This is a genomic window from Pseudomonas sp. VI4.1, from assembly GCF_002029345.1.
Classification (GTDB): domain Bacteria; phylum Pseudomonadota; class Gammaproteobacteria; order Pseudomonadales; family Pseudomonadaceae; genus Aquipseudomonas.
Genome location: NZ_MULM01000159.1, coordinates 1 through 24,407 on the forward strand (window position 1 = coordinate 1; position 24,407 = coordinate 24,407).

Sequence of the window (24,407 nt, forward strand, 5' to 3'; positions counted from 1 at the left end):
CAGCGAAGGCGCCAGGCCAGTCGACACATGTAGTCGCCTGGACGGACGCCTTCGCTGGCAAGCCAGCTCCTACAGTTGTTTTGTGTACATCTGCAGGAAGTCAGGCCGCCCATCCCCATAAAAAAACGTGCAACCAGAGTGTTCGTCAATGAACACCCTCGTTGCACGTGCAGGCCGATAAAGCCTGAAAGGGGAAATCGCAGGCGCCTTGCTACCCGGCGCCTCGATCCTTTACTGCAAGGGCTTCAACCCAATACTTCCAGCGCCACGCTTTCAATCCCGGCGCCATCCAGTCGGTAGTGCCGATAAAGATGAGTCGGCGGTGCAATCAGGCTGTACTCGTCGTAAAGGCCATGGCGCCGCACTTTGACGCCAATGCCCTCCTCCGCAATCACTTCGCACACCGCACCACCGAGTCCGCCGATGATGTTGTGTTCTTCCACGGTGAGAATCGCCCGACTGTTGCGCGCGGCTGTCAGCACCGCTTCACGGTCCAGCGGCTTGATCGTGGTCATGTCGATCACTCCCACCGAGCGTCCCGCGGCATTCAAGGCTCGCGCCGCCTCCAGGGCCGGATGAACCGTGGAACCGGTGGCGATGATGGTCAGTTCATCCCCGGTCAGGTGCACGGTGGCTTTGCCGAAGACAAAGTCCGGCACGGTTTCATACACCACCGGATCACGCCCGCGCTGGATGCGGAAGTAGATCGGTTGCGGATAGTTGGCCGAGGCGAGAATGGCCGCCTTGAGCTGATTGCCATCGGCCGGAGCGACCACCGTGATGTCGGCAATCGAACGCATGATCGCCAGGTCTTCGGTGGCATGGTGCGAAGTGCCGTAGAACCCCAGGGAAATGCCGGCGTGGTGCCCGATCAAACGTACCGGCAGCGCCGAGTACGCCACGTCCATGCGGATTTGTTCGCAGCACAGCAACGGCAGAAAGGAAGCAAAGGTCGCCACGAAGGGTTTCATGCCGACGGCTGCCATGCCGGCTGCTGCCGACACCATGTTCTGCTCGGAAATGCCGAACTGCACGAAGCGCTCGGGATGCAGCTGAGCGAATTTCGACAGGCCATTGGAGTACTGCAGGTCCGCGGTGCCGGCGACGATCGGCTCGCCCCGTTCCACCAGCTCGATCAGGGCATCCGACAGGGCATTCAAGCTGGGTGTCTGGTTGTTCAGTTCCCGGTACTGCCAGGAGTTGTTCGACAGAGGTGCGGTATTCATGGGTTAGATCACCTTGCTTTTGATTTCGTCGATTGCACGTCGGGCATCCTCGGGGTCGAGATAACCGAGGTGCCAGCCGGGCTCGGTTTCCATGTAGGAAACCCCTTTGCCTTTCACCGTATTGGCGATGATGCACACCGGTTGGGTGCGACCGGTATCGGCCTTGAGGCGACGCAACAGGCTGGTCACGGCGGCCAGGTCATGGCCATCGACCACGTGGGTTTCCCAGCCGAAAGCGATCCATTTGTCCGCCAGCGGCTCGATGCCGATGACGTCGTCGACATTGCCGTCGAGCTGGTAGCCGTTGCGGTCGATGATCGCCACCAGCTTGCTGACTTTATGGTGAGCGGCGCCCAGTGCCGCTTCCCAGACCTGCCCTTCCTGCATCTCGCCGTCGCCGAGCATCACGTAGGTGGTGAACGACTGGCCCAGCATCCGCCCGGCCAGGGCCATGCCCAGGCCGCCGGACAAGGCGTGACCGATGGAGCCGGAGGAGAAATCCACCCCCGGCACTTTGCGCATGTCCGGGTGATCGCCCAGCGGGTTACCCAGGCGCGTGTAGTTGTCGAGGATCTCTTTCTCGAAGAAGCCCCACTCCACCAGCACCGGAAACAGGCCCACCGCCGCATGCCCCTTGCCCATCATGAAACGGTCGCGGTCAGGCCATTTCGGCTCGCCGAACCGCAGGTCCATCACGTCGTAATACAACGCGGCGAACAATTCGGCGGCGGAAAAGACCGAGGTGTAGTGACCGACTTTGGCGATCTCGATCAACCGGATGGTTTCCAGGCGAATGAACTGGGCTTTTTCGCGCAGTCGGGCCAGTTCCTTGTCGGTAAGTTCAAAAGCGCGCTCAGCACTGTCGCGCAGTGGCTGCTCGCGGGGGTCCTGCCTTGTCAAATCAGTCATTTGTAGTGTCCAGGCGCATTACCAAAGTTGCGGCCACATCCGGGATATGGCCGTACACACGCTCATTGCAATCGCAGGGCGATTACTGCGCTTTCAAACGCGGCGTCATGTAGTCGTTCAGGCGCGGCATGACCTGCTGTGCCGTCAGCTCCATCGAGCGACGCCAGAGCGCTTCGTCATCCCACTCGTGGAAGGTGGTCATCAAGGTGCCGAACGGCCCGGTCTGCTCACTGAACGCCACCAGCTGTTCGGTCACGGAATTGACGTCGCCGTAAATCACCATTTCCTTGATGCAATGATCGACCGTCACTTCTTCGTCGGTCATGTCGGGGCGGGTCTTGAAGATCTTGGTGTAGTGGTTGGTAGCCAGGTTATCGATCATGTAGTCGAAGTAGCGGCGCAGGGTGCAGCTCTCTTGCGCCAGGTAATCCTCGGCCTGGGCCTGGGAGTCGGCGACGAACACCGAACGGGCCACCCGCCAGTTGTTCGCATCGGCCTTGATCCCGGCGCTTTCGGCGCCCTGGCAGTAAGCCTGCCAATGGGACGCCACGGTTGCGGTCGGGTTGAAGTTGGCGGACATCAGGTCCCAGTCCTTGGCTCCCGCCAGCTTGGCGGTGCCGGAAAACGGGCTCATCGCGGTGGTGGCCACACGCGGGAAAGGCTTCTGGAACGGGGTCGGCATGTAGCCGATTTCCAGTTCGTGGTGCACCGCATCCTTGAGGCTGACCTGGTAGTGCTCGGAGGCAAATTCATAAGGCGCGCCGGAGTTCCAGATCGCCCGGATCATCTCGTAGCACTCGACCATCATCTGCCCGCGGTCCTTGCCGTTGCTGCCGTACACCTCGAAGTCGGACGCCAGCCCACCGGGGCCGATGCCCATGATGAAGCGCCCCTTGGACATGTGGTCGAACATCGCTGCATCGGCGGCAATCCGCGCCGGAAAATGATGTGGAAGATTCAGCACCCCGGTGCACAACTTCATGCGCCGGGTCACAGGAATCAGGCTGGACAGAAATTGCAGGGCATTGGTAATCGGCTCGGTGCGCTGCGAGGTGTGCTCACCGACCCACAGCTCATCGAAACCGACGCTGTCGGCATGGATGGCGCAGGCAATATCCTGGTCATACATCTCGTGATAGTCCCAGCCCTTGTGGTGTAGCGGCTGCATGAACATGGCAAGTTTCATGTCGTTCTCCTGCTGTTTTCAGTGACCGGTGCGCTGCGCGTTTTCAAGGCGCAACCCACCCTTTTTATGACGCGCGCTCGTTTCGCAGGCGTGCCGGTGCCGGCGCTGCAAGTCGCAACGTTCAAGGAATGCGTTAACTATCCGGGGCTATCGACTCACGGCGTCAATGAGCGCAATCGACCCTCGTGACTCTCAACTGCCGTGCAGCAGCCAGCCGCCGTCCACCAGCAGATCGATGCCGGTGACGTAGGACGCCAGGGGCGACACCAGGAACAGCACCGCATTGGCAATTTCATGGGGTTCTGCCGGGCGGCCCAGGGCGATGTTGTTCAGCACGTTGTTCTGCCGGTGTTGCTCAAGCAGTTCCGGCTCCAGGTTGCCTGGGGTTGCCGTCAACCCGGGAGACACCGAGTTGACACGAATGTTGAAGGCGCTCAGGTCCTTGGCCAGGCTTCGCGTCATGGCCAATACAGCGCCCTTGGACGCGTCGTAGGTACAGTGATTGGCCATCGGGCGGTGCCCGCAAATCGACGACAGATTGACGATCGCCCCGGCGCTCCTCTGCGCGCGCATCTGGCGTTGTGCCGCCTGTGCCCCGAGGAACACCGCACGGGTATTGATGGCATGCAACATGTCCCAGAACCCCTCGTCGATGTCATCGATTGCTTTCAGCGGATAGACGCCCGCGTTGTTGATCCAGATATCGACACTGCCGTAGCGCTCGATGGCCGTGTCTGCCAGGCGCTGGATTTCGCCTGGACGGCAGACATCGGTGGCCTGGAACGACACCGGGAAACCGGCCTCGATCAATTCATCGCTGCGGTCCGGTGCCAGACTGCCGATCAATACGTTGGCGCCGGCCTCGGCCAGGCGCTGACTGATGGCAAAGCCGATGCCGCTGCCGCCTCCGGTGACCACGGCGGTTTTGCCGGATAAATCCAGCAACCCGGCAAAAGGTTGGCAAGGCAAAGCTTGATAAGGCGCAGGCATGTTTACAGTTCCTCGTTCAGGGTCCGTCATCAGGCGGTGGCCAGGGTCATGATGCTGGCGGGCGCAATCTGCGGCCGATGCAGAATGCCCTGGGCGCAGCCCCGGGCCATGACCATCACCCGGTGGGACAGGCCAATGACCTCCTCCAGGTCGGAGCTGACGACAATCACCGACACACCGCTTTTCGCCAGGTCGATGATCAACTCGTAAATCGCCGCGCGAGCGCCCATGTCGATGCCGCGGGTCGGCTCATCGAGAATGATCACTTTCGGATTGCGGGCGATCCATTTGGCGATGACCACCTTCTGCTGATTGCCGCCCGACAACTTGTCGAGCATCTGCCCCACCTCACCCTTGATGCCCAGCGCCGCAATGCGCTCACGGGCAAACGCCAAGACCCGCTGATTGGCCATGACCCCACAAGAGCTCAGGCTGTCCAGATTGCAGCAGGCCAGGTTTTCGGCGATGGTCTGGCTCAGCCACCACGCCTTCGGACTTGCGATCCTCCGGTATCAGCACCACGCCGGCGCGGATAGCCGCCAGTACGTTATTGCCGGGCAACCGCTGGCCCCCCAGCACCACCTTGCCGTTACTCAGGGCACTCAACCCGGCAATCGCCTGCACCAGTTCCGTGCGGCCGGCACCGACGATTCCGGCAATGCCGAACACTTCACCGGCCTTCACCGAAAAGGAAATATCGTGGAAGCGCCCGGCCTTGTCCGACAGCTGTTCGACGCTCAACACCACAGCTTCGCGTGGCTCCGGCAGCTGCGGAAACAAGCGGTCGATCGAGCGCCCCACCATCTGCGACACCAGCAGGCTGACCTCGGCGCGTCCGCTGTCGTGGCGGGCGATCAGATGGCCGTCGCGCATGACCACCACCTTGTCGGCGATCCTCGCAATTTCCTCCATCCGGTGGCTGATGTAGATAAACGACACGCCCTGTTTTTTCAGTTCCTCGATCTGCTTGAACAGCAGGTCGGTTTCGTCCTTGCCCAGGGCCGCGGTGGGCTCGTCGAGAATCAGCAACCGGGAATTGAATGTCAGCGCGCGGGCGATTTCCACCAGTTGCTGGGCGGCGATTTTCAACTGACGCACCGGGGTGTCCGGGGAAATATCCAGGCCCAGTCGACGCAGTTGCTTTTCTGTCTCGCGGTACATGGCCTTGCGGTCGATGATCCCGTCACGCGTCGGCAGATGACCGAGGAACACGTTCTCCGCCACGCTCAGGTCCGGCAGCAGGTGGATCTCCTGATGGATCATGTTGATGCCCAGGGCAATGGCGGCCCCGGGACCGTCCGGTGCATAGGGCTCCCCGGCGAGCAACATCGTGCCTTTGGTCGGCGTCAGTGCGCCGGCGACGATCGAGGAAAAGGTCGATTTGCCCGCGCCGTTCTCCCCCAGCAACGCCACCACTTCGCCGTAGCCGATGTCGAGGCTGATGTCTTCCAGCACCCGTACCGTATTGAATGACTTGCCAATGCCAACGGCCCTGAACAACGGCGCCTGAGCGGTTTGGCCCGCGACCTCGATCGAATTCATGACGTGCCCTCCTTCGCCGGTTTCATGGGTGCTGTTCAATAAAAGTCGCCACGTTGTCGCGGGTGGTGACGAAGGCTGGCAGCAACTGAGTCTTGTTCACCTGTTTGCCCTGTTGCAGGTCCACTGCGGTGCGCAATGCCGTGCGGCCCATTTCCACAGCCTGCTGGGTGATGGTCATGTCCATTTTTCCATCACGAATGGCTTCCAGCGCCGACGGCAAACCGTCATAGCCGAAGACCCAGACCTTGTGATCGATGTTGGCGACCTTCACCGCCTGCGCCGCACCGAGCGCAGGCGCATCCGAGCGACCGATGAACACGTTGATCTGCGGGTTCCTTTGCAGCATGTCCTGGGCGACCTTGAAGCCGTTGTCCTGCAACCAGTCGGTGGGCTTCTTGTCGACGATTTTCATCTGCGGAGCTTCGGACAGCACCGCGTCCAGGCCCTTGGCGCGGGCCACTTCAGTCGAGTCGCCCAAGGTGCCCTGGAGCAGGCCGATCTCAGCCTTGCCCCCCGTCAGCTTGATCATCTGCCGGGCCAGTTCGCCCGCCGCCGCCAGGTTGTCGGTGGCAATGTAGGCATCGCACTCGACGTTTTTCGGGAAGTTGTCGATGCAGATCACCGGTACGCCCTGCTGCCGCGCGAGGCGCACCGGCACCGCGGACGCGCGCTCCCGGTGGCGGTATAGAGCAGCACGTCGATGCCCTTGCTCAACATGTCCTGAATCTGGCTGACCTGTCTGGCAGGATCGGCCTGTGCATCGGCGACCAGTACTTGCTTGATGCCGAGGGTCTTGGCCTGCTCCATGACGCCGTCACGGACCATCAGGTAGAACACCCACTGCAGGCTCGGGATCGACATGCCGACAGTGATTTCATCGGCCGGTTTGCTTTGTGCGTGGACATGGGCCGACATCAGGCAAGCCAGCAGTGGCAGCCACAGATGACGCAGAGAGGAAGCGGGCAGGCTCATCTTTTTATCCTTTTTATTGGGTGTCGAAGGGATTCGTGCGGTTCAGTCAGCCTTGCGCTTGAGCAAATCGAGCATCACTGCGAAGGCAATCACCGCGCCGATGACCACTTGCTGGACGAAGGGTGAAATGCCGGCCAGGTTCAAGCCGTTGCGCAACACGCCAATGATCAACACGCCGACGAGGGTGCCCACCACGCTGCCGGCGCCGCCCTTTAGGCTGCCGCCGCCGATCACCACTGCGGCAATCACGTCCAGCTCGTAGCCGACGCCCGCGCCGGCACCGGCGGTGTCCAGGCGGGAGGTCATGATGATGCCGCCCAGCGCCGCGCAGACCCCGCAAATGATGTACACCGCGCTGGTGTAGACGTTGACCCGGATGCCGGCGAGCTTGGCCACCTTGCTGCTGCCGCCGATGGCATACAGGCTGCGCCCGGACACGGTGTACTTGAGAACGAACCAGAACAGCAGCGCCAACAGGACAAAGCAGGTCACGGTCAGTGACAGCACGCCGCCGTAACGAATCACCGAGAGGTTGCTGAACCATTCAGGGAAGCCGCTGACCTGTGCCCCGTCGGTCACCATGTAGGCCAACCCGCGAGCGATGGACATCATCGCCAGTGTCGCAATGAACGACGGCAAGCCGGCCTTGACCACCAGCAACGCGGTGGTTGAGCCACACGCCGCACCCGCGGCCATCGCCCCGAGCATCGCGACCCACATCGGCAGGCCGAGGACCTGTTCCAGCCAGCTCATGACCATGATCGAGACAGCCAGTACCGCACCCACGGACAGGTCGATACCGCCAATTAGAATCACCAGGGTCATGCCCAGTGCCATGATGCCGAGTACGGTGACCTGATCCAGCACGTTGAGCAGGTTGCTCAAACTCAGGAAACTGTCGGTAAAGACGGTCAGTACCGTACACAACAACAATAGGCCGATCATCGGACCTGCAACATTGGTGTCCAGGCCGATCCATTTTGGAATCGAGCCGGACATTCTTGACTTCACCAGCAACTGATTACTCATACCCATATCCACTTCTTGTTTAATTGTTATAAGACCGAGCAGTACATGACCCCGATGAATTAATGACCCAGCGCCCTGTAACGTCCTCCCATATACAGAAGCGGTTCTTCCATGGATTGAGTGATGACATCAATGACGTTACCGATAATGACGGTATGTGATCCGTGTTCGATCGCCTGGGCCACTTCACAAAAGATCGCCGCCTGGGCGTCGCCCAGGTAACGAATACCGTGGGCACCGGTGCGCCACTGGCCCTCGACAAAACGCCGCTCGCGCAGGTCGGGCTGGCTGAAGATCTTGCAGATCGGTTCGTGCCGGTTCTGCAGCATGTTCACGCAGAACAGTCCGGAACGCTTGATCACGGGCGAGGCGCTGGCGGTCCGGTTGACGCAGATCAGGACCGAGGCCGGGTCCATCGATACCGAGGAGAACGCGGTCGCGGCAAGCCCATGGGAATGGCCATCGTCATCGAGCGTGGTGATCAGGGTTACAGAGGAGGCAAAGCGGCCCATGGCCATTTTGAACTGACCCGCCAGGTCTATCGAAGGGGCGGCTTCTTGATATTGAACACGCATATGTAAACCCTCTTTTTATTGTGACTCAACAAGCACAGGCATTCATTATTAACAATCGCCCGTGCTTTTCTATTCGATTTTAAAAAATTGACTCTTCAGCAATTCTTAAAGATGAACCCAACAACAAACACATTGGAATTGCCGTCACAAATGCCCGCAAACGCCCTGTTTAGAGTACTTGACGCCAATACAGTTAATCGGCGGACTCGCGCACAACATGGCATTTGCTGAATAACTGGCTGATACTTTGCAAACAATAAACACCCCCTCGCGCGAGACGCACTAACCATGGCTGATCGATTACAAGACATGCGCCTGTTTCGTCTGGTCGTGCAGACGGGATCGCTTTCAATGGCGGGTCGGCAAATAGGTCTGTCGCCGGCGGCCATGAGTGGCCGACTCCGGGCGATGGAGGAGTTCTATGGGTTACGCTTGCTCAAGCGCAATACCCGAAGCCTGAGCCCCACCGCCGAAGGGCAGTTGCTGTTTGAAAATGCCCTGAAGATTCTTGAAGAAGTCGACGCCCTCGATAACATCATCAAGAACGGCCACAGCAATCTGCAGGGCACCATCGGCCTGACCTGCCCTACCGACCTGGGTCGGCAGTGGGTCAGCCAGTTGGTCGATGCGTTCATCAGCGAAAATCCCCACGTCAGCATCCGCCTGTTTTTCACCGACCGGATCCTGGACTTTGTCGAGTCCGGTTCGGACATTGCGATCCGCTTCGGCGACCTTCCGGACAGTTCACTGATTGCCCGGTCCCTTGGCGTCGATCGGCAATTGGTCTGCTGTTCGCCGCAGTACCTTGAGCAGCACGGCGCACCGCTGTGCCCTGAAGACCTGCAGCATCACAACTGTCTGGTGCAACTGCGTGCCGACTTCGCCCTGGACCGCTGGAAGTTCATGAACAATGGCGTGTCGAGCACGATTCAGGTCAAGGGCAACCGGCTGGCCAATGACGGTTTCACCCTGCGTCAGTGGGCGGTTCAGGGGTTGGGGATCATCTGGAAGTCGGCCTGGGAAGTGGCGGAAGATATTCAGGCCAAACGTCTTGTCCCGCTGCTCGAAGACTTTCAGTGCCCGACCACCGGATTTCATCTGCTCACGGAGGGTGGCAAGAAGCTGCCGTTGCGGGTCAAATCCTTCGTCGACTTTGCCGTGCTTTACTTCAAGCAGTTGGACACGCCTTCGCGCTACATCCTGCCGGCGTCCAGGCGCCGACTCGAACACTCGGCGCCCTGTAGGAGCTGGCTTGCCAGCGAAGGCGGTGTGTCTGTCGATAAGTGTATTGGCTGATAGGACGTCTTCGCTGGCAAGCCAGCTCCTACAGGGGATCGTGTTGCCGCCTGAAGCGATCAGGGCAGCGGCACCGATTGCAGTTCATCGAACACCGGTTTGAGACTGGTCAGCATCTGCTCGTAAGCCTTGCGCATGCCGGCATAGAACCGATGCCTGGAGGCGTCCGGCAGCCACACGGCCTCGACCGGTCTTTGCCAGTCGCTGGCCGTCTGCCGCAAATCGGCAAAAACGCCTGCGCCCTGCCCGGCCAGCAACGCGGCACCCAGCACACCGTACTCGGTGGCGGGCAGTTTGCGATAAGGCACGCCCAGCACATCGGCCTTGATCTGGCTGAACAGCGCACTGTTCGAACCGCCGCCCAGGCTGAACACTCCGCCAACGTCTACCGGAACCTGCATAGCCTGCATGCACCGCAGAAAACCCGCATATTCGTAAGCAATCGACTCCAGCATCGCCCGGTATTGGTCGGTGCGGTCATGGCTCCAGTCGAGGCCGACGAAAGCGCCGGCCATGGACGCATCGAACGGTGCATGCCGGCCGCCCAGGTGGGGCAGGAACAACAACTTGTTGCGCTCCGACACCGGCGCCGAGGCCTGCAGCTCCAGGCGTCGGCATTCGCTGTCATCGAGCCCGAACCGGTTGAATCCGATGCCCGCACCACCCACATAGGCCGCCGAGTAAAACAGCCCAGGCAGGCAATGCCTGAACGTCGTGAGGGTCTGGTGCCGAGTGTCGACCGCGTAATGGTCGAGCACTGTCGCCAGCACCGACCCGGTGCCGGCAATGTCGAGCAACTGGCCAGGCTGGAATATCCCGGCACCGAGCATGGCCGCGGCAATATCACCGCATCCAGCGAAAATCGGCGTGCCGGCCAACAGCCCGCAGGCGCTTGCAGCACTCGCCGAGACCGAGCCTATTCGATCCGAGGGCTTGACCAGATTGGGCAGCAGGTCGGCATCAAGCTTGAATTGAGCAATCAGCGAGGCGTTCCAGCGCATCGCCCGACTGTCGGCAAAACTGTTGAAGCCCAGGTAGGTGTAGTCCATGAATGCATCGTCGCTGTGCAACTGCGCCATGCGCCCGGCCACGTACGCCGCCGGCATGATGATCTTTCTGATCTGGCGATAGGTTTCGGGCCGGTGCTCGCGCCAGTACAGCCATTTCGCCGCGTGATTGGCACAGACCGGCCCACCCGAGAATTCAAGGATCTGTTGCTCGCAGGTCTTGAGCCGGGGTACCTGGCTGGCGCAACGCATATCCAGCCAGGAGTCGTAGGGCGTGGTCGCCCGCCAATCCGTGCCAATGGTGGATATCCCCGCCATTTGTCCACAAATCGCGATTCCGCCAATGTCCGGCAGGTGGATAGCGCCATGGCCGAGCACATCCTTGATCGCCAACATCACCGATGCATACATCTGCTCGGGGTCTTGCTCGAACACCTGGCGTGACGGGTTCAACAACTGCGTGGGCCGACTCGCCGCCCCCAGGCTGCGGCCGTTTTCGTCGAGAACAACGACTCGCGTACTCGAGGTGCCCATGTCCACCCCAACCAGCAATGCTCGACTTTTCAAAGGGGGTACTCGCACAGAAAAACGGTGGTTGTCATGGGCTACAGAATACTGCTCGCGAAGGCGGAGTGTCAGGCAACATCATCATTGACTGACACGCCCTCTTCGCTGGCAAGCCAGCTCCAGCAGGTGTTTTGCGCCGGACTCAGGTGTCGCTACACCTATCCGCCCAATGCATTCACCGGTTGTTCGATGGATGTGCGTCCCAGGCTCATAGCGGCGCTCCCTGGGCTTCAGGGGTTTTCGCGGCCTGAGCCAACACACGATCCTGGGCCGTCGCGGTATCGCCAGCCCGAACGCGTTGCAGACCATCGACGATCACCCGATCCTGCGCCTGCAAACCGCTGGAGATCTCGCGCAAACCGTCATGCAGTTTACCGAGGGTGACCGGCCGGACCTCGACCTTGTAATGTGCCCGTGGACGAGTCGAGCCGGTTGTCGATAAAATCCATGCGCCCGGTCATGCTCGGCTCGACTTCACCCGGCAAGGCAATCCGCACCTGACTCTGGTTGGCCGCGCTATTGGCCTGCCGACGGTATTTGAGGTAGCTCTGCTCATCGATATCGAAGTAGATATCAATCGGGTCAATCGAGACGATGGTGGTCAGCAACGTGGCGCTGCTGTTTCCGCCGTTGACCAGGTTGCCTTCACTGATCAAGCACGAGGCCTGTACAAATACTACCGCACTGATCAGTCGCCGCGCGCCAATGACTTGTGCAGCACAATCACTAATGCTCGGACGCACGCCGTTTATTAAGACGGGATTAATACAAAGTAGTATTCCAGTCACGCGGAATTATTTAACGACTAGTTGATGATTAGTCCTGCGGTTGCCATACCCGGCAATCAGGACCCTGCCTGACCCCGGACTCGGGAATTCTCGAGCTGTTGCGCACGATCAACTGCCCTCGAACCACCTCTTGAATCGCCGGGGTATCCGGGTTCTCCAATTGCGCGCAGATGATGCCGACCGCACGACTGACCATGGCAGCCACCGGTTGCACGTAGGTGGTCAGCGCAAAGACCGGCCAGGACGCCAGGGCAATGTCATCGAAACCGACGATTGAAATGTCAGTGCCCGGCTTGAGGCCGAACTCCTCGCGAGCGACGTTGATCGCGCCCAGCGCCATGATGTCGTTCGCGCAGAAAATCGCGTCCGGTGGCGTGGCGCTCGACAACAGGCGGCGAGTAGCGTCCATTGCGCCGTCAAAGGTGTAGTGCCCCACTTCCCGTAGCGGCGCCGGATGCCCAAGGCTTTGCAGCGAGTCGACAAAACTTCGTTCCCGATCGCGACTGGTCGAAGAACTCTCCTTGCCGGCGATAAAAGCCGGATGACGATGGCCACCGGCAACCAGAAACTGCGCAATTTCCAGGCTGCCCTGGGCATTGTCGCTGGTCACGCTGGAGATGCTGCTGCTGTCATTTCGACGATTGAGCAACACCACGGGCAAACCGGTCTGCTTGCACTCCTGGGCAAAACGCGAAGACAGGCTGGCGGAGACCAGGACCAGTGCTTCAACGCGGTAACCGAGTACTTCTTCAAGCACCGGATCGGAATCTTCGTGATTGGCGGTGGAGAACAGCAGTACGCGATAGCCCAGCTCTTCGAATGCCGCCGACAAGGCCTCCAGCACCGCAGAATAAAACGGGTTCTCCATGCTGGGTGCGACCACGCCGATCAGATTGGAGCGACGCTTGATCAACGAGCGTGCCCACTGGTTGGGTCGGTAACCCAGGGTCGCCGCCGCCGCCTCGACTTTCTGGCGAGTCTTGGGCGAAACGCTGGCGCCCTTGGTGAAGGTTCGCGAGACCGCCGATTGGGAGACACCCGCCATCCTGGCCACGTCATGGGCCGTGACCGGATGTCGGAGTGGGTCGTTGGAATCTGCCATTTCTGCGTCTGCGCCGAATGTTCAAATGGCGATCATACCTGCCCTTGCACGCGACGTGTGCAGCCTGCCCGTTTTGCCACACAACACCTGCCTCCCATGACTAACCCTCCAGGTCTTTTTTCGCCTCCCCCCTTTTCATCGGCCTTGGGAATGCCTTAGGATTGGCTCAATTGCATACGTATGCAAATTCAAAAACAACAACGCTCAGGAATCTAACCCATGGCAACTTGGCTCAAAAATGGCGCGCAAGCGTCCGTCATCAAATCGGCCGCCCGTGAAGTGCGTGACACGGTCGAAAAGACCCTGGCCGATATCGAAGAGCGTGGCGATGTCGCGGTTCGCGAACTCTCCATTCGCTTCGACAACCTGGATCGCGAGGACTACCGACTCACCAGCGCCGAGATCGATGCCTGCATGGCGCAGTTGACCAAGCGCGACATTTCCGACATCGAGTTCGCCCAGACCCAGGTGCGCAATTTCGCTCAACACCAACGCAACAGCCTGCGTGACCTGGAAGTCGAAACCCTGCCAGGCGTGGTCCTCGGCCACAAAAACATCCCGGTCAATGCGGCCGGCTGCTACGTGCCGGGCGGCAAGTACCCGCTGCTGGCTTCGGCGCACATGTCGGTGATCACCGCCAAGGTGGCCGGCGTGCCGCGCATCATCACCTGCGCCCCACCGTTCCATGGCAAGCCGCCCCGGCGATTGTGGCCGCGCAGCACATGGCGGGCGCCGATGAGATCTACTGCCTGGGCGGGATCCAGGCGATCGGGGCCATGGCCCTGGGGGACCAAGTCCATTGCGCCGGTCGATATGCTGGTCGGCCCGGGCAACGCGTTTGTCGCCGAGGCCAAGCGCCAATTGTTCGGCCGGGTCGGTATCGACCTGTTCGCCGGCCCCACCGAAACGCTGGTGATCGCCGACGAATCGGTCGACGGGGAAATTTGCGCCACTGACCTGCTCGGTCAAGCCGAACACGGCCCGGACTCGCCGGCGATCCTGCTGACCACTTCGGAAAAGCTGGCCCGCGAGACCATGGCTGAAATCGAACGCCTGCTGCAGATCCTGCCGACTGCCGGCATTGCCCGCCAGGCCTGGGAGAATTTTGGCGAAGTGATCCTGGCCGAAGACCAACAGGAAATGCTGGCCATCGCCAACGACCTGGCGTTCGAGCATGTGCAGGTCATGACCCGTGACCCGGACTTCTTCCTGAACAACATGCGCAACTACGGCGCACTGTTCCTCGGCCCGCGCACCAACGTCGCCTACGGTGACAAGACCATCGGCACCAACCACACCCTGCCGACCAAGAAAGCCGCGCGCTATACCGGCGGCCTGTGGGTCGGCAAGTTCATCAAGACCTGCACCTATCAGAAGGTCATGACCGACGAGGCCTCGGCCCTCATCGGTGAGTACTGCTCACGCCTGTGTGCGCTGGAAGGCTTCGCCGGACACGGCGAACAGGCCAACATCCGGGTCCGTCGCTACGGTCGCAAGGATGTGCCGTACGCCGGTATCGCCGAGTAAGCAAAGCCTGGCTAAAAAGGGCCGCGCCGCGTGCGGCCCGACAATAAAAAATCACAGCCACTGCGCAGCCTGTCGTTCAGCCCTCTGCGTTGCAGGCCCAGCCTCGAAGGACATCCCATGAGTGTCATCATCGCCTTGATGGCGTTGTTCGCGTTAATGCTCGCTGCTTATCGGGGATACAGCGTCATTATCTTCGCGCCGCTCGCTGCACTTGCTGCCGTTTTGCTCACGGACCCCAGCGCGGTAGCGCCGGCGTTCAGTGATATTTTCATGGACAAGATGGTCGGTTTCATCAAGCTCTACTTCCCGGTGTTCCTGCTGGGAGCGGTGTTTGGCAAATTGATCGAGTTGTCCGGCTTTTCCCGCTCTATCGTCAAATCAGTCATTCACCTGCTGGGCAGCAGCCAGGCCATGCTGGTCATCGTGCTGGTCTGCGCGCTGCTCACCTATGGCGGCGTCTCGCTGTTCGTGGTGGTGTTTGCGGTCTACCCGTTTGCGGCGGAAATGTTCCGTCAAAGCGATATTCCCAAGCGACTGATGCCTGCGACCATTGCGCTGGGGGCATTCACCTTCACGATGGATGCGATGCCTGGGTCGCCGCAGATCCAGAACATCATCCCCACCACGTTTTTCGGCACCACGTCCTGGGCTGCGCCCTGGCTGGGCGTGCTGGGTTCGTTGTTCATCCTGGTCGGCGGCATGCTCTATCTCGAGCGCCAACGTCGCAAGGCCCTGCGTGCGGGTGAAGGCTACGGCAGCGATCTGCGCAACGAACCGGAAACCCCGCAGGACATCGCCCTGCCCCACCCGCTGATAGCGTTGTTGCCGTTGCTGCTGGTGGGTGTGATGAACCTGGCCTTCACCCATTGGATACCGCAGTGGTATGGCAGTGTGTATGAAATCGACCTGCCAGGGCTGAAGGCGCCCATCCAGACCCAGGTGTCGAAGATGATTGCGATCTGGTCGGTGCAGGCGGAGTTGCTGGTCGGGATCGTCACGGTCTTCATCTTCAGCTACCGCACCATCGCTCGCAAACTGGCCGAAGGCAGTCGTAGCGCCGTCAGCGGTGCGATGCTTGCCACCCTCAATACCGCGTCCGAATATGGCTTCGGAGCAGTCATCGCGGCGTTGCCGGGTTTCGTTGCGGTCGTCGAGGCGCTGAAGGTCATTCCCAATCCATTGGTCAACCAGGCCATCACCATCAACTTGCTCGCCGGTATCACCGGGTCGTCCTCGGGCGGCATGAGCATTGCCCTTGCCGCCATGTCCGAGACCTTCATCGCCTCGGCCAACGCCGCGCACATCCCCCTGGAAGTCATGCACCGCGTGGCGGCAATGGCCGCTGGCGGCATGGATACCCTGCCCCACAACGGCGCGGTCATCACCTTGCTGGCGGTCACCGGGTTGACTCACCGCCAGGCCTATAAGGATATTTTCGGGATGACCATCTTCAAGGTATTGGCGGCGTTTTTTGTGATTGGGGTGTATTACCTGACCGGGATTGTCTGATCCGGTGTAGGAGCGAGCTTTCTCGCGATGGCGGTGGGTCAGGCAACATTGATGTCGGCTGACCCGCCGCCTACGCGAACATGCGGGGGTCGTACATGAAGTCGAACACGTCGACCACTTTGATCTCGTTCACCGCCGGGTGATTGGGGTTGATCACCACATTGCGCTCCAGCGCTAAAACCGCAGAAGGAACCAACAGGCCCAAGTGCGTGTTCGCCCGCAGCCAGGCGGTACCGAAATCCATGCTTGGGCGGTCAGCGGGAAGGCTCGCCCAACCGTGCGGCAACGTCTTCGGATCAGGCTGCAAAAACAACGCGGGATCGTCGGGCAGTTCGAAGCAGGTGATCTTCATCGGGAATGTCGGCTCGCCACCCGCATGGACGAAGGTCTCCAGGCAGCAGATTGCTGGTGTCAGCCCCATGTAGACGGCAGGCACATCCTGATCATTCCAGCGCCCACCCTCGATAGCGGCGCCCATACCCGAAAGATCGATCGCACGTTTCGCCTTCGCGATGCGCCAGGCCCGCATCAGGCGGCGCCGCCCCACTCCAGGGCATGCAGCACTCGCCGAACCTGCCTGGCGCCGATCTCGGTTTCGCAGAGCATGATCGGGGCGATTCCATCGAGCGCTTTGTTCGGCGTCGACATCCAGTGCGCAGCGTTCACTTTGTCCTCGAACACCTCTTCGGCCAGATTAAAGACCGTGGCTATGCGATCCAGGCGTTCGGAAGCGACAGAATCCAGGTTCTTTCGCTCACGCCGACGCCTTTCGAGCGTAGAGATCGAGGCGTTGAGCAAGGTTTCGACATTGCGCTCCTGCAGGTCGAAGGTCTGGCGCAATGCCTGGACCAGAGACGCTGGAAAACCCGCCTTGATCTGCTGTAAGCGTTCCGAGTCCTTGAGCAGTTCTCGATTGAAACTGAAACGCCAGAACGCAGCGATCCCGATTTCACCAGGTTCACCCTTCTTTGCGGCCGGACGCCGAGCGGCGGTCGAGGTATTCATGATCACTACCTTCAAATGAACATTCTTTTCAGTCAAATGAAGTATAGGCTGCCTTGATGCTCAGCGATACTGCCGCTGGGCAACGATTGATCACTGTTCAATCAGGCGCCGGAGTATTGAACACCAACAGCTTGCCCGTCGCGCGCTGCACCACCTTGTCGTTCTGATTCAGGGTTTCCATCAACATCGTCACCACGCCCCGATCCGGTTTGGACGCGGAGGGTTCGATGGCCTGCACGGTGCATTTCAGACGCAATACGTCGTCCGGATAGGTCGGTGTCGGCCAGCTCAGTTCGATCCCCAGGCCAATGATCCCGTCCGCCAGCGGCACGCTGGCCACCAGCATTTTCATGGTCAGGGCCGCGGTGTTCCAGCCACTGGCCGCCAGGCCGCGGAACAGGCTCAGGCTGGCCGCTTCAGGATCGAGATGGAAGGGTTGCGGGTCGAACGCCCGGGCAAACGCCAGCATCGGCTCGCGCTCGACACGGACAGGGTCGCTTTCAAATTCCTGACCCAGTCTCAGGTCATCGAGGTAGAGCTTTTCCCAGGCATGCACGGTCATGATTGATTCCTCCGTGTTGCACCACGAGTAGCCGATATCACCGAGGTCGATCAGGTGGCGATGAGCGCACTCACAACGACTGCCCTCCTCCGTCCTGCGGCCGATCCTGCACCCACTGCCAGAATAATTGATACCCGACCGCCAGCACCACCGGACCGATGAACAGCCCGATGACGCCGCTGGTGACCATGCCGCCCAGCGCGCCGATCAATATCACCGGCATCGGTACATCGACACCGCGGCCCAGCAGCAATGGCTTGAGCACGTTGTCCACCAGGCCGGCGACGAAGACATAGATGGCGAAGACGATCGTCGCCGTGCTGGCCCCTTCGGTGGCGAACACGTAGGCGATCACGGGAAGCGTGACCAGGGTCGCCGGCAGTTGCATGATGCCCAGCAACAGCACGGCCAGCGCCAGCAGACCTGCGCCGGGAACGCCTTTGAACACGAAACCCAGGCCCACCAGCAGCATCTGGATGAAGGCGATGCCGACCACCCCCAGCGCCACCGCACGGATCGTGGCGGTGCACAGCGCGGCAATTTTCCGGCCTTTTTCCGGGCCGCTCAGGCGCGATGCGATCTGGATCGCGCTGCGGTTGCCCTCTTCACCATAAGCCATGAAGATCCCGGCGATGATCAAGGCAACAATGAACATCAGCAAACCCATGCCGACACCGGCAAGCTTGCTCAACAGGCTCAGGCTGGCATGTTTGATCTGCGGCAGGTATTTCGCGGTCACTTCGGGCAGATCGGTTGAAGCCTGCAACCAGAGTGCCGAGAGCGGCTTGCCGATCAACGGCCACTGGGCGACTGGCTCAGCGGGCGGCGGAATATGAAATTCGCCGCCCTTGACGATTTCCAGCGTGCGCTCGACCGAATCGGCAATCGAGATGCCCAACAGGTAGATCGGCACCATCAGGATAACGATCGCCACCAGCACGATCAGCGTCGCAACCATGCCATCCTTGCGCCCCAGCGACCCCTTGAGCCGTATTTGCAGGGGGTAAAGGGTGATCGCCAGAATCAGCGACCACAGCATCAAGTCGCGGAACGGGGCGAATATCTGGAAGCAGAACAGCACCAGTACGACGATCAGCCCGGCACGAATCAAGACATCCATCAGTGTGCGGGTGAGCGCTTTCTCGGGGAAGGACGTGGGCTCCATGGCTGCCTCTTTGCAGATCACTGCAAGGTAGGGGATCGGTTAGCCCAGCATAGACCCTCCATGGAGAACGCGAGGTCTCAACGCAGCTTCAACGGATCGACCAGTTGCGCGGCGATCGCCATGCCCACCAGGTCCGGCAAGGTGCTGGCCTGCATGCGCTTCATCACCCGCGAGCGATACAGATCGACGGTTTTGGCGCTCACCCCCAGTTGCTCGGCAATTTCCCTGGTGGTGTAGCCCTGCACCAGCGGCAGCAAGACGTCGCGCTCCCGTGGCGTCAGGGTGAGCAGGCGCGCCTGCAACGCGTCGTGGCCCTGATTGCCCGAGCGGTTGGCCGCGCAGTTGCTCAGGGCCTGTTGCACGCTGTCCAGCAGCAATTGCTCGTTGTAGGGTTTCTCGATGAAGTCATGGGCGCCGGCCTTGAACGCTCGAACCACGATCGGCACATCGGCGTGACCGCTGACGAAAATGATCGGCAGGCTCAGCTCCCGGGCGCGCATTTCTTCCTGCACGTTCAAGCCGCCCATGCCGGGCATGCGCACATCGAGCAGCACGCAGGCATCGAGACTCGCATCACAGGCACTGAGAAACTCCGCGCCACTGGTAAACGGCAAGGCCTTGAGCCCCACCGATTCCAGGAGCCAGACCGTTGAATCGAGCATGCCTTGATCGTCGTCGACCACATACACCACGTGCTCCGTCGCACCTGCCATTGCATTATTCCTGTTGTTGTTTTGTCAGACCGGCCAGCGGCAAGCGGCAACACATCAGCAACCCGACGGGCTGGCGGCGGGCCTGCAGTTCGCCACCGAAACCTTCGATGATGCTGCGGCTCATGGACAGCCCGAGGCCCAGGCCGTCGGGCTTGCTGGTGTAGAACGGGGTGAATATCTGCTCGAGCTCCGGCTCGCTGACGCCGGGGCCCTGGTCCTGCACGCTGATTTCCACCGTCGCGCCACTGCCCAGCTCAGCCGCCATCACGATCAACGAAGGCTGCCCCGGATGCTGTTCGCGGTTGGCGTCGATCGCATTGCGCAGCAGATTGAGCAAGACCTGCTCCAGCAGCACCCGGTCGGCGTAAACCGGCGGCAGATTATCCGGCAGCCGGTCCTCGATTGTCACTTGGCAATTGTTCGCTTCCCAGGCGCACAAGCGTACGGCCTCGCGGGCGACGTCGGTGAAATTCAGGGCCTGCATGCGCCGCTGGCCCTTGCGCAGGAACGCTCGCAAACGCCGGATGACCTCCGAGGCATGGGTCGCGTGGTGGGTGATGCGTTCCAGGCCTTGGGCGACTCTGGCGGCGGCCTGGGGGTTGGAGTCCAGCGTCTGCAGATAACGCTGGCTGGCGTTGGCATAATTGACCACCGCCGCCAACGGCTGATTGATTTCGTGGGCGATGCCCGAGGCCAGTTCCCCCAGGGTCACCAGCCGCGCGGTGTGCGCCAGTTCGTCCTGATGGCGGCGCTGTTGCACTTCGCGCAGTTCGTGCTCGGTCATGTCCCGCGCCACCAATGAGTAATAGCGCTCGCCGCCGGCGGAACGGTGCGCCCAGCAGCACCAGCGAGACCGGCACCGACGTGCCGCCGCCCGGGGGTAACAAGCGGGCATCGGGTGCTCCACACCCCGTTGCGTTCGGCACCGCTCCAGCCGTCGCGTTGCAGGCGGGCCAGGTCGCTGCTGGCGAACAGCTGCGCCAGGGTCGGCATCGGCTGTTGCTCGTCGACCCCGAGGATGCGCCGGGCCGCCGGGTTGAGATAAGTGACGTGCCCCTCGGGGTCGATGAACAGCACCGGATCGGTGTTGACCTCGACCACTTCGGCCAGGCGCCGCTTGGTCTCCTCCGCCTGCACCCGGGCGGTGATGTCCCGGGAGACGCTGACCACTTCGACCACCGCACCGGTGTAGGTTTCCCGAATTGCCCGGCTGGCGGTTTCGAACCACAGGTAGTGCCCGTCCCGATGGCGAATGCGATAGGTCATGGTGTGGTAACCGTCCTGCTCCAGGGCATCGCGCGCGCGCTGCACCAGGCTGGCCAGGTCCTGGCCATGGAACAGGCCCTGGGCCATTTGCCCGCGCAACTCTTCCGGCCAGTAGCCGAGCAAGGTCCAGGACGCGGGCGATGCATCGAGAAAGCGCCCGTCCGGGGTGTGTCGGGAAATCAGGTCGGTGGTGTTTTCGATGATCAGCCGGTACAGCCGACGCGCCTGGGTCGCTTCGCGCTCGGCCAGCACTTGTGCGGTGGCGTCGCGGCAACGGGCGAGTACGCGGTTGTCCTGGGGGTCGGGGATAAAGGTCCAGATCAGGATCTGCGCTTCGAACTGGGCCTCGACCCCTTCGATGGCACGTTGCTGGTCGAGACAGGCGCGCACCAGCACCCGGTGGTTCACCGGCAGAAAGCCGGGCAGCTCGGTCAGCGGCTTTTCCGCGAGCAATGCCAGCAGCGCCGCATTGAACTCCAGCGGCCGGCCCTGGGCATCGAGCAACAGACTCGGTTGCGGGTCGTGGCCCAACAGCGGCGAGCCGCGCAGCATGCCGTTGACGCTGCTGAGCAAGGTCGTCAGCAGATCCTGGACCCAACCCAGCCAGTCCAGGCTCACGCCCTCGCACACCTCCACCAGCAGCAACCCAGGCTGATCCGGCTGCAAGGCCAGGTCAAATACCTGGCCGTGGCTGATGGCGGCCCGACGCAGCCGGCCAGCCAGCCAGCAATCGAGTTGCCGCACTTGCGCCAGATCCAGCCGTCCCGCCTCGACAGGCTCTCGAACAGCCGTTGATCGCTGGCTTGCGAAGGGTCACCCAGGCCCGGTGGAAAATGCTGGGCGGCGCCTTCGTGACTGTAGATCCGCGATTTGGCTTGCCAGCTCAGATAGACCGCCCGGCGCACCTCGGGGCATTCCTGCAGCGCACGGCACAAGGCATCGGCGCGGGCGGCCAGGGGCACACCTTCGCGCTGCAGGCGCAACCAGCTGTGCAATCGAACGGGGGTCAGGGTCATCTCGGGTCCGCTTCGTTGGGAAAACATGCCGTTCAGTTAAGCGAAAGCTGTCCACTGTAGGAGCGAGCTTGCTCGCGATGGGCTCAAGAGCGACGCGTTCAGTCAGTAGACACGCGTTATCGTTAACGACCATCGCGAGCAAGCTCGCTCCTACAGCGGCATTGAGGATATACCGGCCTCGGGTGTCAGGCCGCATTCATTTAGAGCCTCTGCACCACGATATAGTATATGTACTATAAGCTATAGGTTGTACTTCCATATCGATGGCTGAATGTTATATAAAGCACACCGGACATAAAAGGCGACCTCAGCGGCGACGCTGCAAGGCCACCATAGAGCTAACAATCAGCCACCGAGTACCCGCACATGTCGATCTATGAACAAGGGCTAGGCCCTGCGGCTGTCAACCACATTGCCCTGTCTCCGCTCAGCTTCATCGAGCGCACCGCCAGCGTCTACCCCAACTACCCCGCCGTGATCCACGGCTCGATTCGTCGCACCTGGGCCCAGACCTACACCCGCTGCCGGCGCCTGGCCTCGGCGCTCGCCGGGCGCGGCATCGGCAAGAACGACACGGTGGCCGTGATGCTGCCGAACATTCCCGAGATGCTGGAAGTGCACTTCGGCGTGCCGATGATCGGCGCGGTGCTCAACCCGCTCAACGTGCGCCTGGACGCCGAAGCCATTGCCTTCATGCTGCAGCATGGCGAGGCCAAGGTGCTGATCACCGACCGCGAGTTTCATAGCGTGATTCACGCGGCGATCGGCATGCTGGATCACCCGCCGCTGGTCATCGACGTCAATGATCCCGAGTACGGTGAGGGCGAGGCCGTCAGCGACCTGGACTACGAAGCGCTGCTGGCCGAGGGCGACCCGGCCTTCGACTGGCACTGGCCGGTGAACGAATGGCAAGCCATCGCGCTGAACTACACCTCCGGCACCACCGGTAACCCCAAGGGCGTGGTGTATCACCATCGCGGTGCGTACCTGAACGCTTTGGGCAACCAGATGACCTGGGCCATGGGCAACCATCCGGTGTACCTCTGGACCCTGCCGATGTTCCACTGCAACGGCTGGTGCTACCCGTGGACCATCACCGCGCTGGCCGGTGTGCATGTGTTCCTGCGCCGGGTCGATCCGCAGAAAATCCTCACGCTGATCCGTGAGCACCAGGTCACTCACCTCTGTGCCGCGCCAATCGTGCTCAATGCCCTGGTCAACATGCCGGAGTCGGCGAAGGCGGCCATCGATCACCCGGTCAACGCCATGGTCGCCGGCGCCGCACCGCCGGCCAAGGTGATCGGTGCCGTGGAAGAAATGGGCATCAAGGTCACCCACGTCTATGGCCTGACCGAAACCTACGGCCCGGTGACCCTCTGCGCCTGGCATGCCGAATGGGACAAACTGCCGCTGGACGAACGGGCCCAGGTCAAATCCCGCCAAGGCGTGCGCTACCCGACGCTCGAAGGCGTGATGGTCGCGGACTCGAAGACCCTGGAACCGACCCCGCGGGACGGTCAGACCATCGGCGAGATCTTCATGCGCGGCAATACCGTGATGAAGGGCTACCTGAAAAACCCGACCGCCACCGCCGAAGCGTTTGAAGGCGGCTGGTTCCACACCGGCGACCTGGCGGTCTGTCATCCCGACGGTTATGTCGAGATCAAGGACCGGCTCAAGGACATCATCATCTCCGGCGGCGAGAACATTTCCACCATTGAACTCGAGGGCGTGCTCTATCGCCATCCGGGCGTGATGGAAGCGGCCGTCGTGGCCCGTCCCGATGAAAAATGGGGAGAAACCCCTTGCGCCTTCATCACCTTGAAGGCTGATCACCAGGACGTGCGCGAGGCCGACATCATCAGTTTCTGCCGCGAACACCTGGCCGGTTTCAAAGTCCCGCGCACGGTGATCTTCACCCTGTTGCCGAAGACGTCCACCGGCAAGATCCAGAAGTACGTGCTGCGCGACAGGGCTAAAGCGCTCTAACCGAACCGACGTTGTAACCACCAGGCGGCAGGTGCCTTTACCTGCCGCTTCGGGCTCGTGCAGGCCGAATTCGGCCCTGTCCTGCCCACCCCACATGCACCGATAACAAAAACAAGGTGGAGCCACCCATGATCGACATCCATTCAACCGATACCCAACGCTGTGAACGTATCCGGGCCAACCCGAAATTCCTGCAACTGGTGAGCAGCCGTTCGCGCCTGGCCTGGTCGCTCAGTGCCGCGGTACTGGTGACGTACTACGCCTTCATGCTGGTGGTTGCGTTCGCCCCGCAATGGCTGCATGCACCGCTCGCCGAGCATCGGATGTTGACCATGGGCATGCCGGTGGGCGCGGCGATCATCATTTTTTCCTGGTTGCTGACCGGCTGGTACGTCTACACCGCCAACACCCGCTTCGACGCCCTGGGCGCGGCCATTCTCGAGGAGAGCAAGTGATGACTCAGCTA

At 61.2% G+C, this 24,407-nt stretch carries 22 protein-coding genes and 2 pseudogenes; 5 read left to right on the forward strand and 19 right to left on the reverse strand.

All coding sequences use genetic code 11. The annotated features are described in order from the left end of the window. Window positions 1-245: 245 nt before the first annotated feature. The 9 genes and pseudogenes from BZ163_RS17450 to BZ163_RS17485 all read right to left on the reverse strand — a co-directional run bounded on the left by BZ163_RS17450 (window position 246) and on the right by BZ163_RS17485 (window position 8,429). Complete coding sequence (locus BZ163_RS17450) at window positions 246-1,226, reverse strand: transketolase family protein (protein ID WP_128871948.1); 981 nt, start codon at window positions 1,224-1,226, stop codon at window positions 246-248. Window positions 1,227-1,229: 3 nt separating this feature from the next. Continuing rightward, window positions 1,230-2,135, reverse strand: coding sequence for a transketolase (locus tag BZ163_RS17455; RefSeq protein ID WP_128871949.1), 906 nt, complete (start codon window positions 2,133-2,135; stop codon window positions 1,230-1,232). Between the two features lie 82 nt (window positions 2,136-2,217). Further along, window positions 2,218-3,321: an LLM class flavin-dependent oxidoreductase gene (locus BZ163_RS17460; protein ID WP_128871950.1), complete on the reverse strand. Its 1,104-nt coding sequence runs from the start codon at window positions 3,319-3,321 to the stop codon at window positions 2,218-2,220. 192 nt (window positions 3,322-3,513) lie between these two features. Continuing rightward, complete coding sequence (locus tag BZ163_RS17465; protein WP_128871951.1) at window positions 3,514-4,311, reverse strand: SDR family NAD(P)-dependent oxidoreductase; 798 nt, start codon at window positions 4,309-4,311, stop codon at window positions 3,514-3,516. Window positions 4,312-4,340: 29 nt separating this feature from the next. Continuing rightward, window positions 4,341-5,853 (reverse strand): annotated as a pseudogene (locus tag BZ163_RS17470) (sugar ABC transporter ATP-binding protein). A gap of 22 nt (window positions 5,854-5,875) precedes the next feature. Then, window positions 5,876-6,511, reverse strand: coding sequence for a substrate-binding domain-containing protein (locus tag BZ163_RS17475; protein WP_256579055.1), 636 nt, complete (start codon window positions 6,509-6,511; stop codon window positions 5,876-5,878). After that, on the reverse strand, window positions 6,472-6,825 hold the full coding sequence (locus BZ163_RS35730) for a substrate-binding domain-containing protein (RefSeq protein WP_256579056.1): 354 nt from the start codon (window positions 6,823-6,825) through the stop codon (window positions 6,472-6,474). The genes BZ163_RS17475 and BZ163_RS35730 overlap by 40 nt, the downstream gene beginning before the upstream one ends. A gap of 42 nt (window positions 6,826-6,867) precedes the next feature. Continuing rightward, a complete protein-coding gene (locus tag BZ163_RS17480) occupies window positions 6,868-7,854 on the reverse strand; it encodes an ABC transporter permease (protein WP_128871952.1) in 987 nt (328 codons plus the stop codon). A 59-nt stretch (window positions 7,855-7,913) separates the two neighbouring features. Then, a complete protein-coding gene (locus BZ163_RS17485; protein WP_128871953.1) occupies window positions 7,914-8,429 on the reverse strand; it encodes a flavin reductase family protein in 516 nt (171 codons plus the stop codon). A gap of 288 nt (window positions 8,430-8,717) precedes the next feature. Between BZ163_RS17485 and BZ163_RS17490 the strand changes: the two genes are divergently transcribed. After that, a complete protein-coding gene (locus BZ163_RS17490) occupies window positions 8,718-9,725 on the forward strand; it encodes a LysR family transcriptional regulator (protein WP_256579057.1) in 1,008 nt (335 codons plus the stop codon). Window positions 9,726-9,784: 59 nt separating this feature from the next. On the opposite strand, the gene BZ163_RS17495 is transcribed toward BZ163_RS17490, so the two are convergent. The 4 genes from BZ163_RS17495 to BZ163_RS17505 form a co-directional block, all read right to left on the reverse strand. Continuing rightward, entirely contained in the window at window positions 9,785-11,314 is a 1,530-nt protein-coding gene (locus BZ163_RS17495; RefSeq protein ID WP_256579058.1) for an FGGY-family carbohydrate kinase, read from the reverse strand. Window positions 11,315-11,507: 193 nt separating this feature from the next. Continuing rightward, on the reverse strand, window positions 11,508-11,657 hold the full coding sequence (locus BZ163_RS35735) for a hypothetical protein (protein WP_256579059.1): 150 nt from the start codon (window positions 11,655-11,657) through the stop codon (window positions 11,508-11,510). A 13-nt stretch (window positions 11,658-11,670) separates the two neighbouring features. Then, window positions 11,671-11,955, reverse strand: coding sequence for a hypothetical protein (locus BZ163_RS35740; RefSeq protein ID WP_256579060.1), 285 nt, complete (start codon window positions 11,953-11,955; stop codon window positions 11,671-11,673). Window positions 11,956-12,115: 160 nt separating this feature from the next. Further along, a complete protein-coding gene (locus BZ163_RS17505) occupies window positions 12,116-13,189 on the reverse strand; it encodes a LacI family DNA-binding transcriptional regulator (protein ID WP_128871955.1) in 1,074 nt (357 codons plus the stop codon). Window positions 13,190-13,408: 219 nt separating this feature from the next. Here BZ163_RS17505 and hisD point away from each other — a divergent pair, with 219 nt between their 5' ends. Continuing rightward, the gene (hisD, locus tag BZ163_RS17510) at window positions 13,409-14,716 is read left to right on the forward strand and encodes a histidinol dehydrogenase (protein WP_256579061.1); all 1,308 of its coding nucleotides are present in this window, start codon (window positions 13,409-13,411) and stop codon (window positions 14,714-14,716) included. Between the two features lie 117 nt (window positions 14,717-14,833). Next, window positions 14,834-16,225 (forward strand): GntP family permease, encoded by a 1,392-nt coding sequence (locus BZ163_RS17515; RefSeq protein WP_128871956.1) that lies wholly within the window; start codon window positions 14,834-14,836, stop codon window positions 16,223-16,225. Between the two features lie 70 nt (window positions 16,226-16,295). Here the strand turns inward: BZ163_RS17515 and BZ163_RS17520 are convergent, their stop codons facing one another. The 6 genes and pseudogenes from BZ163_RS17520 to BZ163_RS17545 form a co-directional block, all read right to left on the reverse strand. Continuing rightward, entirely contained in the window at window positions 16,296-16,754 is a 459-nt protein-coding gene (locus BZ163_RS17520) for an RES family NAD+ phosphorylase (RefSeq protein ID WP_128871957.1), read from the reverse strand. Further along, window positions 16,754-17,230 (reverse strand): antitoxin Xre/MbcA/ParS toxin-binding domain-containing protein, encoded by a 477-nt coding sequence (locus BZ163_RS17525; RefSeq protein ID WP_128871958.1) that lies wholly within the window; start codon window positions 17,228-17,230, stop codon window positions 16,754-16,756. The genes BZ163_RS17520 and BZ163_RS17525 overlap by 1 nt, the downstream gene beginning before the upstream one ends. 97 nt (window positions 17,231-17,327) lie before the next feature. Then, window positions 17,328-17,792, reverse strand: a complete 465-nt coding sequence (locus BZ163_RS17530) for a MaoC family dehydratase (protein ID WP_128871959.1) — start codon at window positions 17,790-17,792, stop codon at window positions 17,328-17,330. Window positions 17,793-17,862: 70 nt separating this feature from the next. Continuing rightward, window positions 17,863-18,957: an AI-2E family transporter gene (locus BZ163_RS17535; protein WP_128871960.1), complete on the reverse strand. Its 1,095-nt coding sequence runs from the start codon at window positions 18,955-18,957 to the stop codon at window positions 17,863-17,865. Between the two features lie 77 nt (window positions 18,958-19,034). Beyond that, a complete protein-coding gene (locus BZ163_RS17540; RefSeq protein WP_128871961.1) occupies window positions 19,035-19,670 on the reverse strand; it encodes a response regulator transcription factor in 636 nt (211 codons plus the stop codon). A gap of 4 nt (window positions 19,671-19,674) precedes the next feature. Further along, window positions 19,675-21,952 (reverse strand): annotated as a pseudogene (locus BZ163_RS17545) (PAS domain S-box protein). A gap of 366 nt (window positions 21,953-22,318) precedes the next feature. On the opposite strand from BZ163_RS17545, the gene BZ163_RS17550 reads away from it, so the two are divergent. Together BZ163_RS17550 and BZ163_RS17555 are read left to right on the forward strand one after the other, a co-directional pair. Beyond that, entirely contained in the window at window positions 22,319-23,941 is a 1,623-nt protein-coding gene (locus BZ163_RS17550) for an acyl-CoA synthetase (protein WP_128871962.1), read from the forward strand. A 128-nt stretch (window positions 23,942-24,069) separates the two neighbouring features. Next, complete coding sequence (locus tag BZ163_RS17555) at window positions 24,070-24,396, forward strand: DUF485 domain-containing protein (protein ID WP_128871963.1); 327 nt, start codon at window positions 24,070-24,072, stop codon at window positions 24,394-24,396. Window positions 24,397-24,407: the final 11 nt, after the last annotated feature.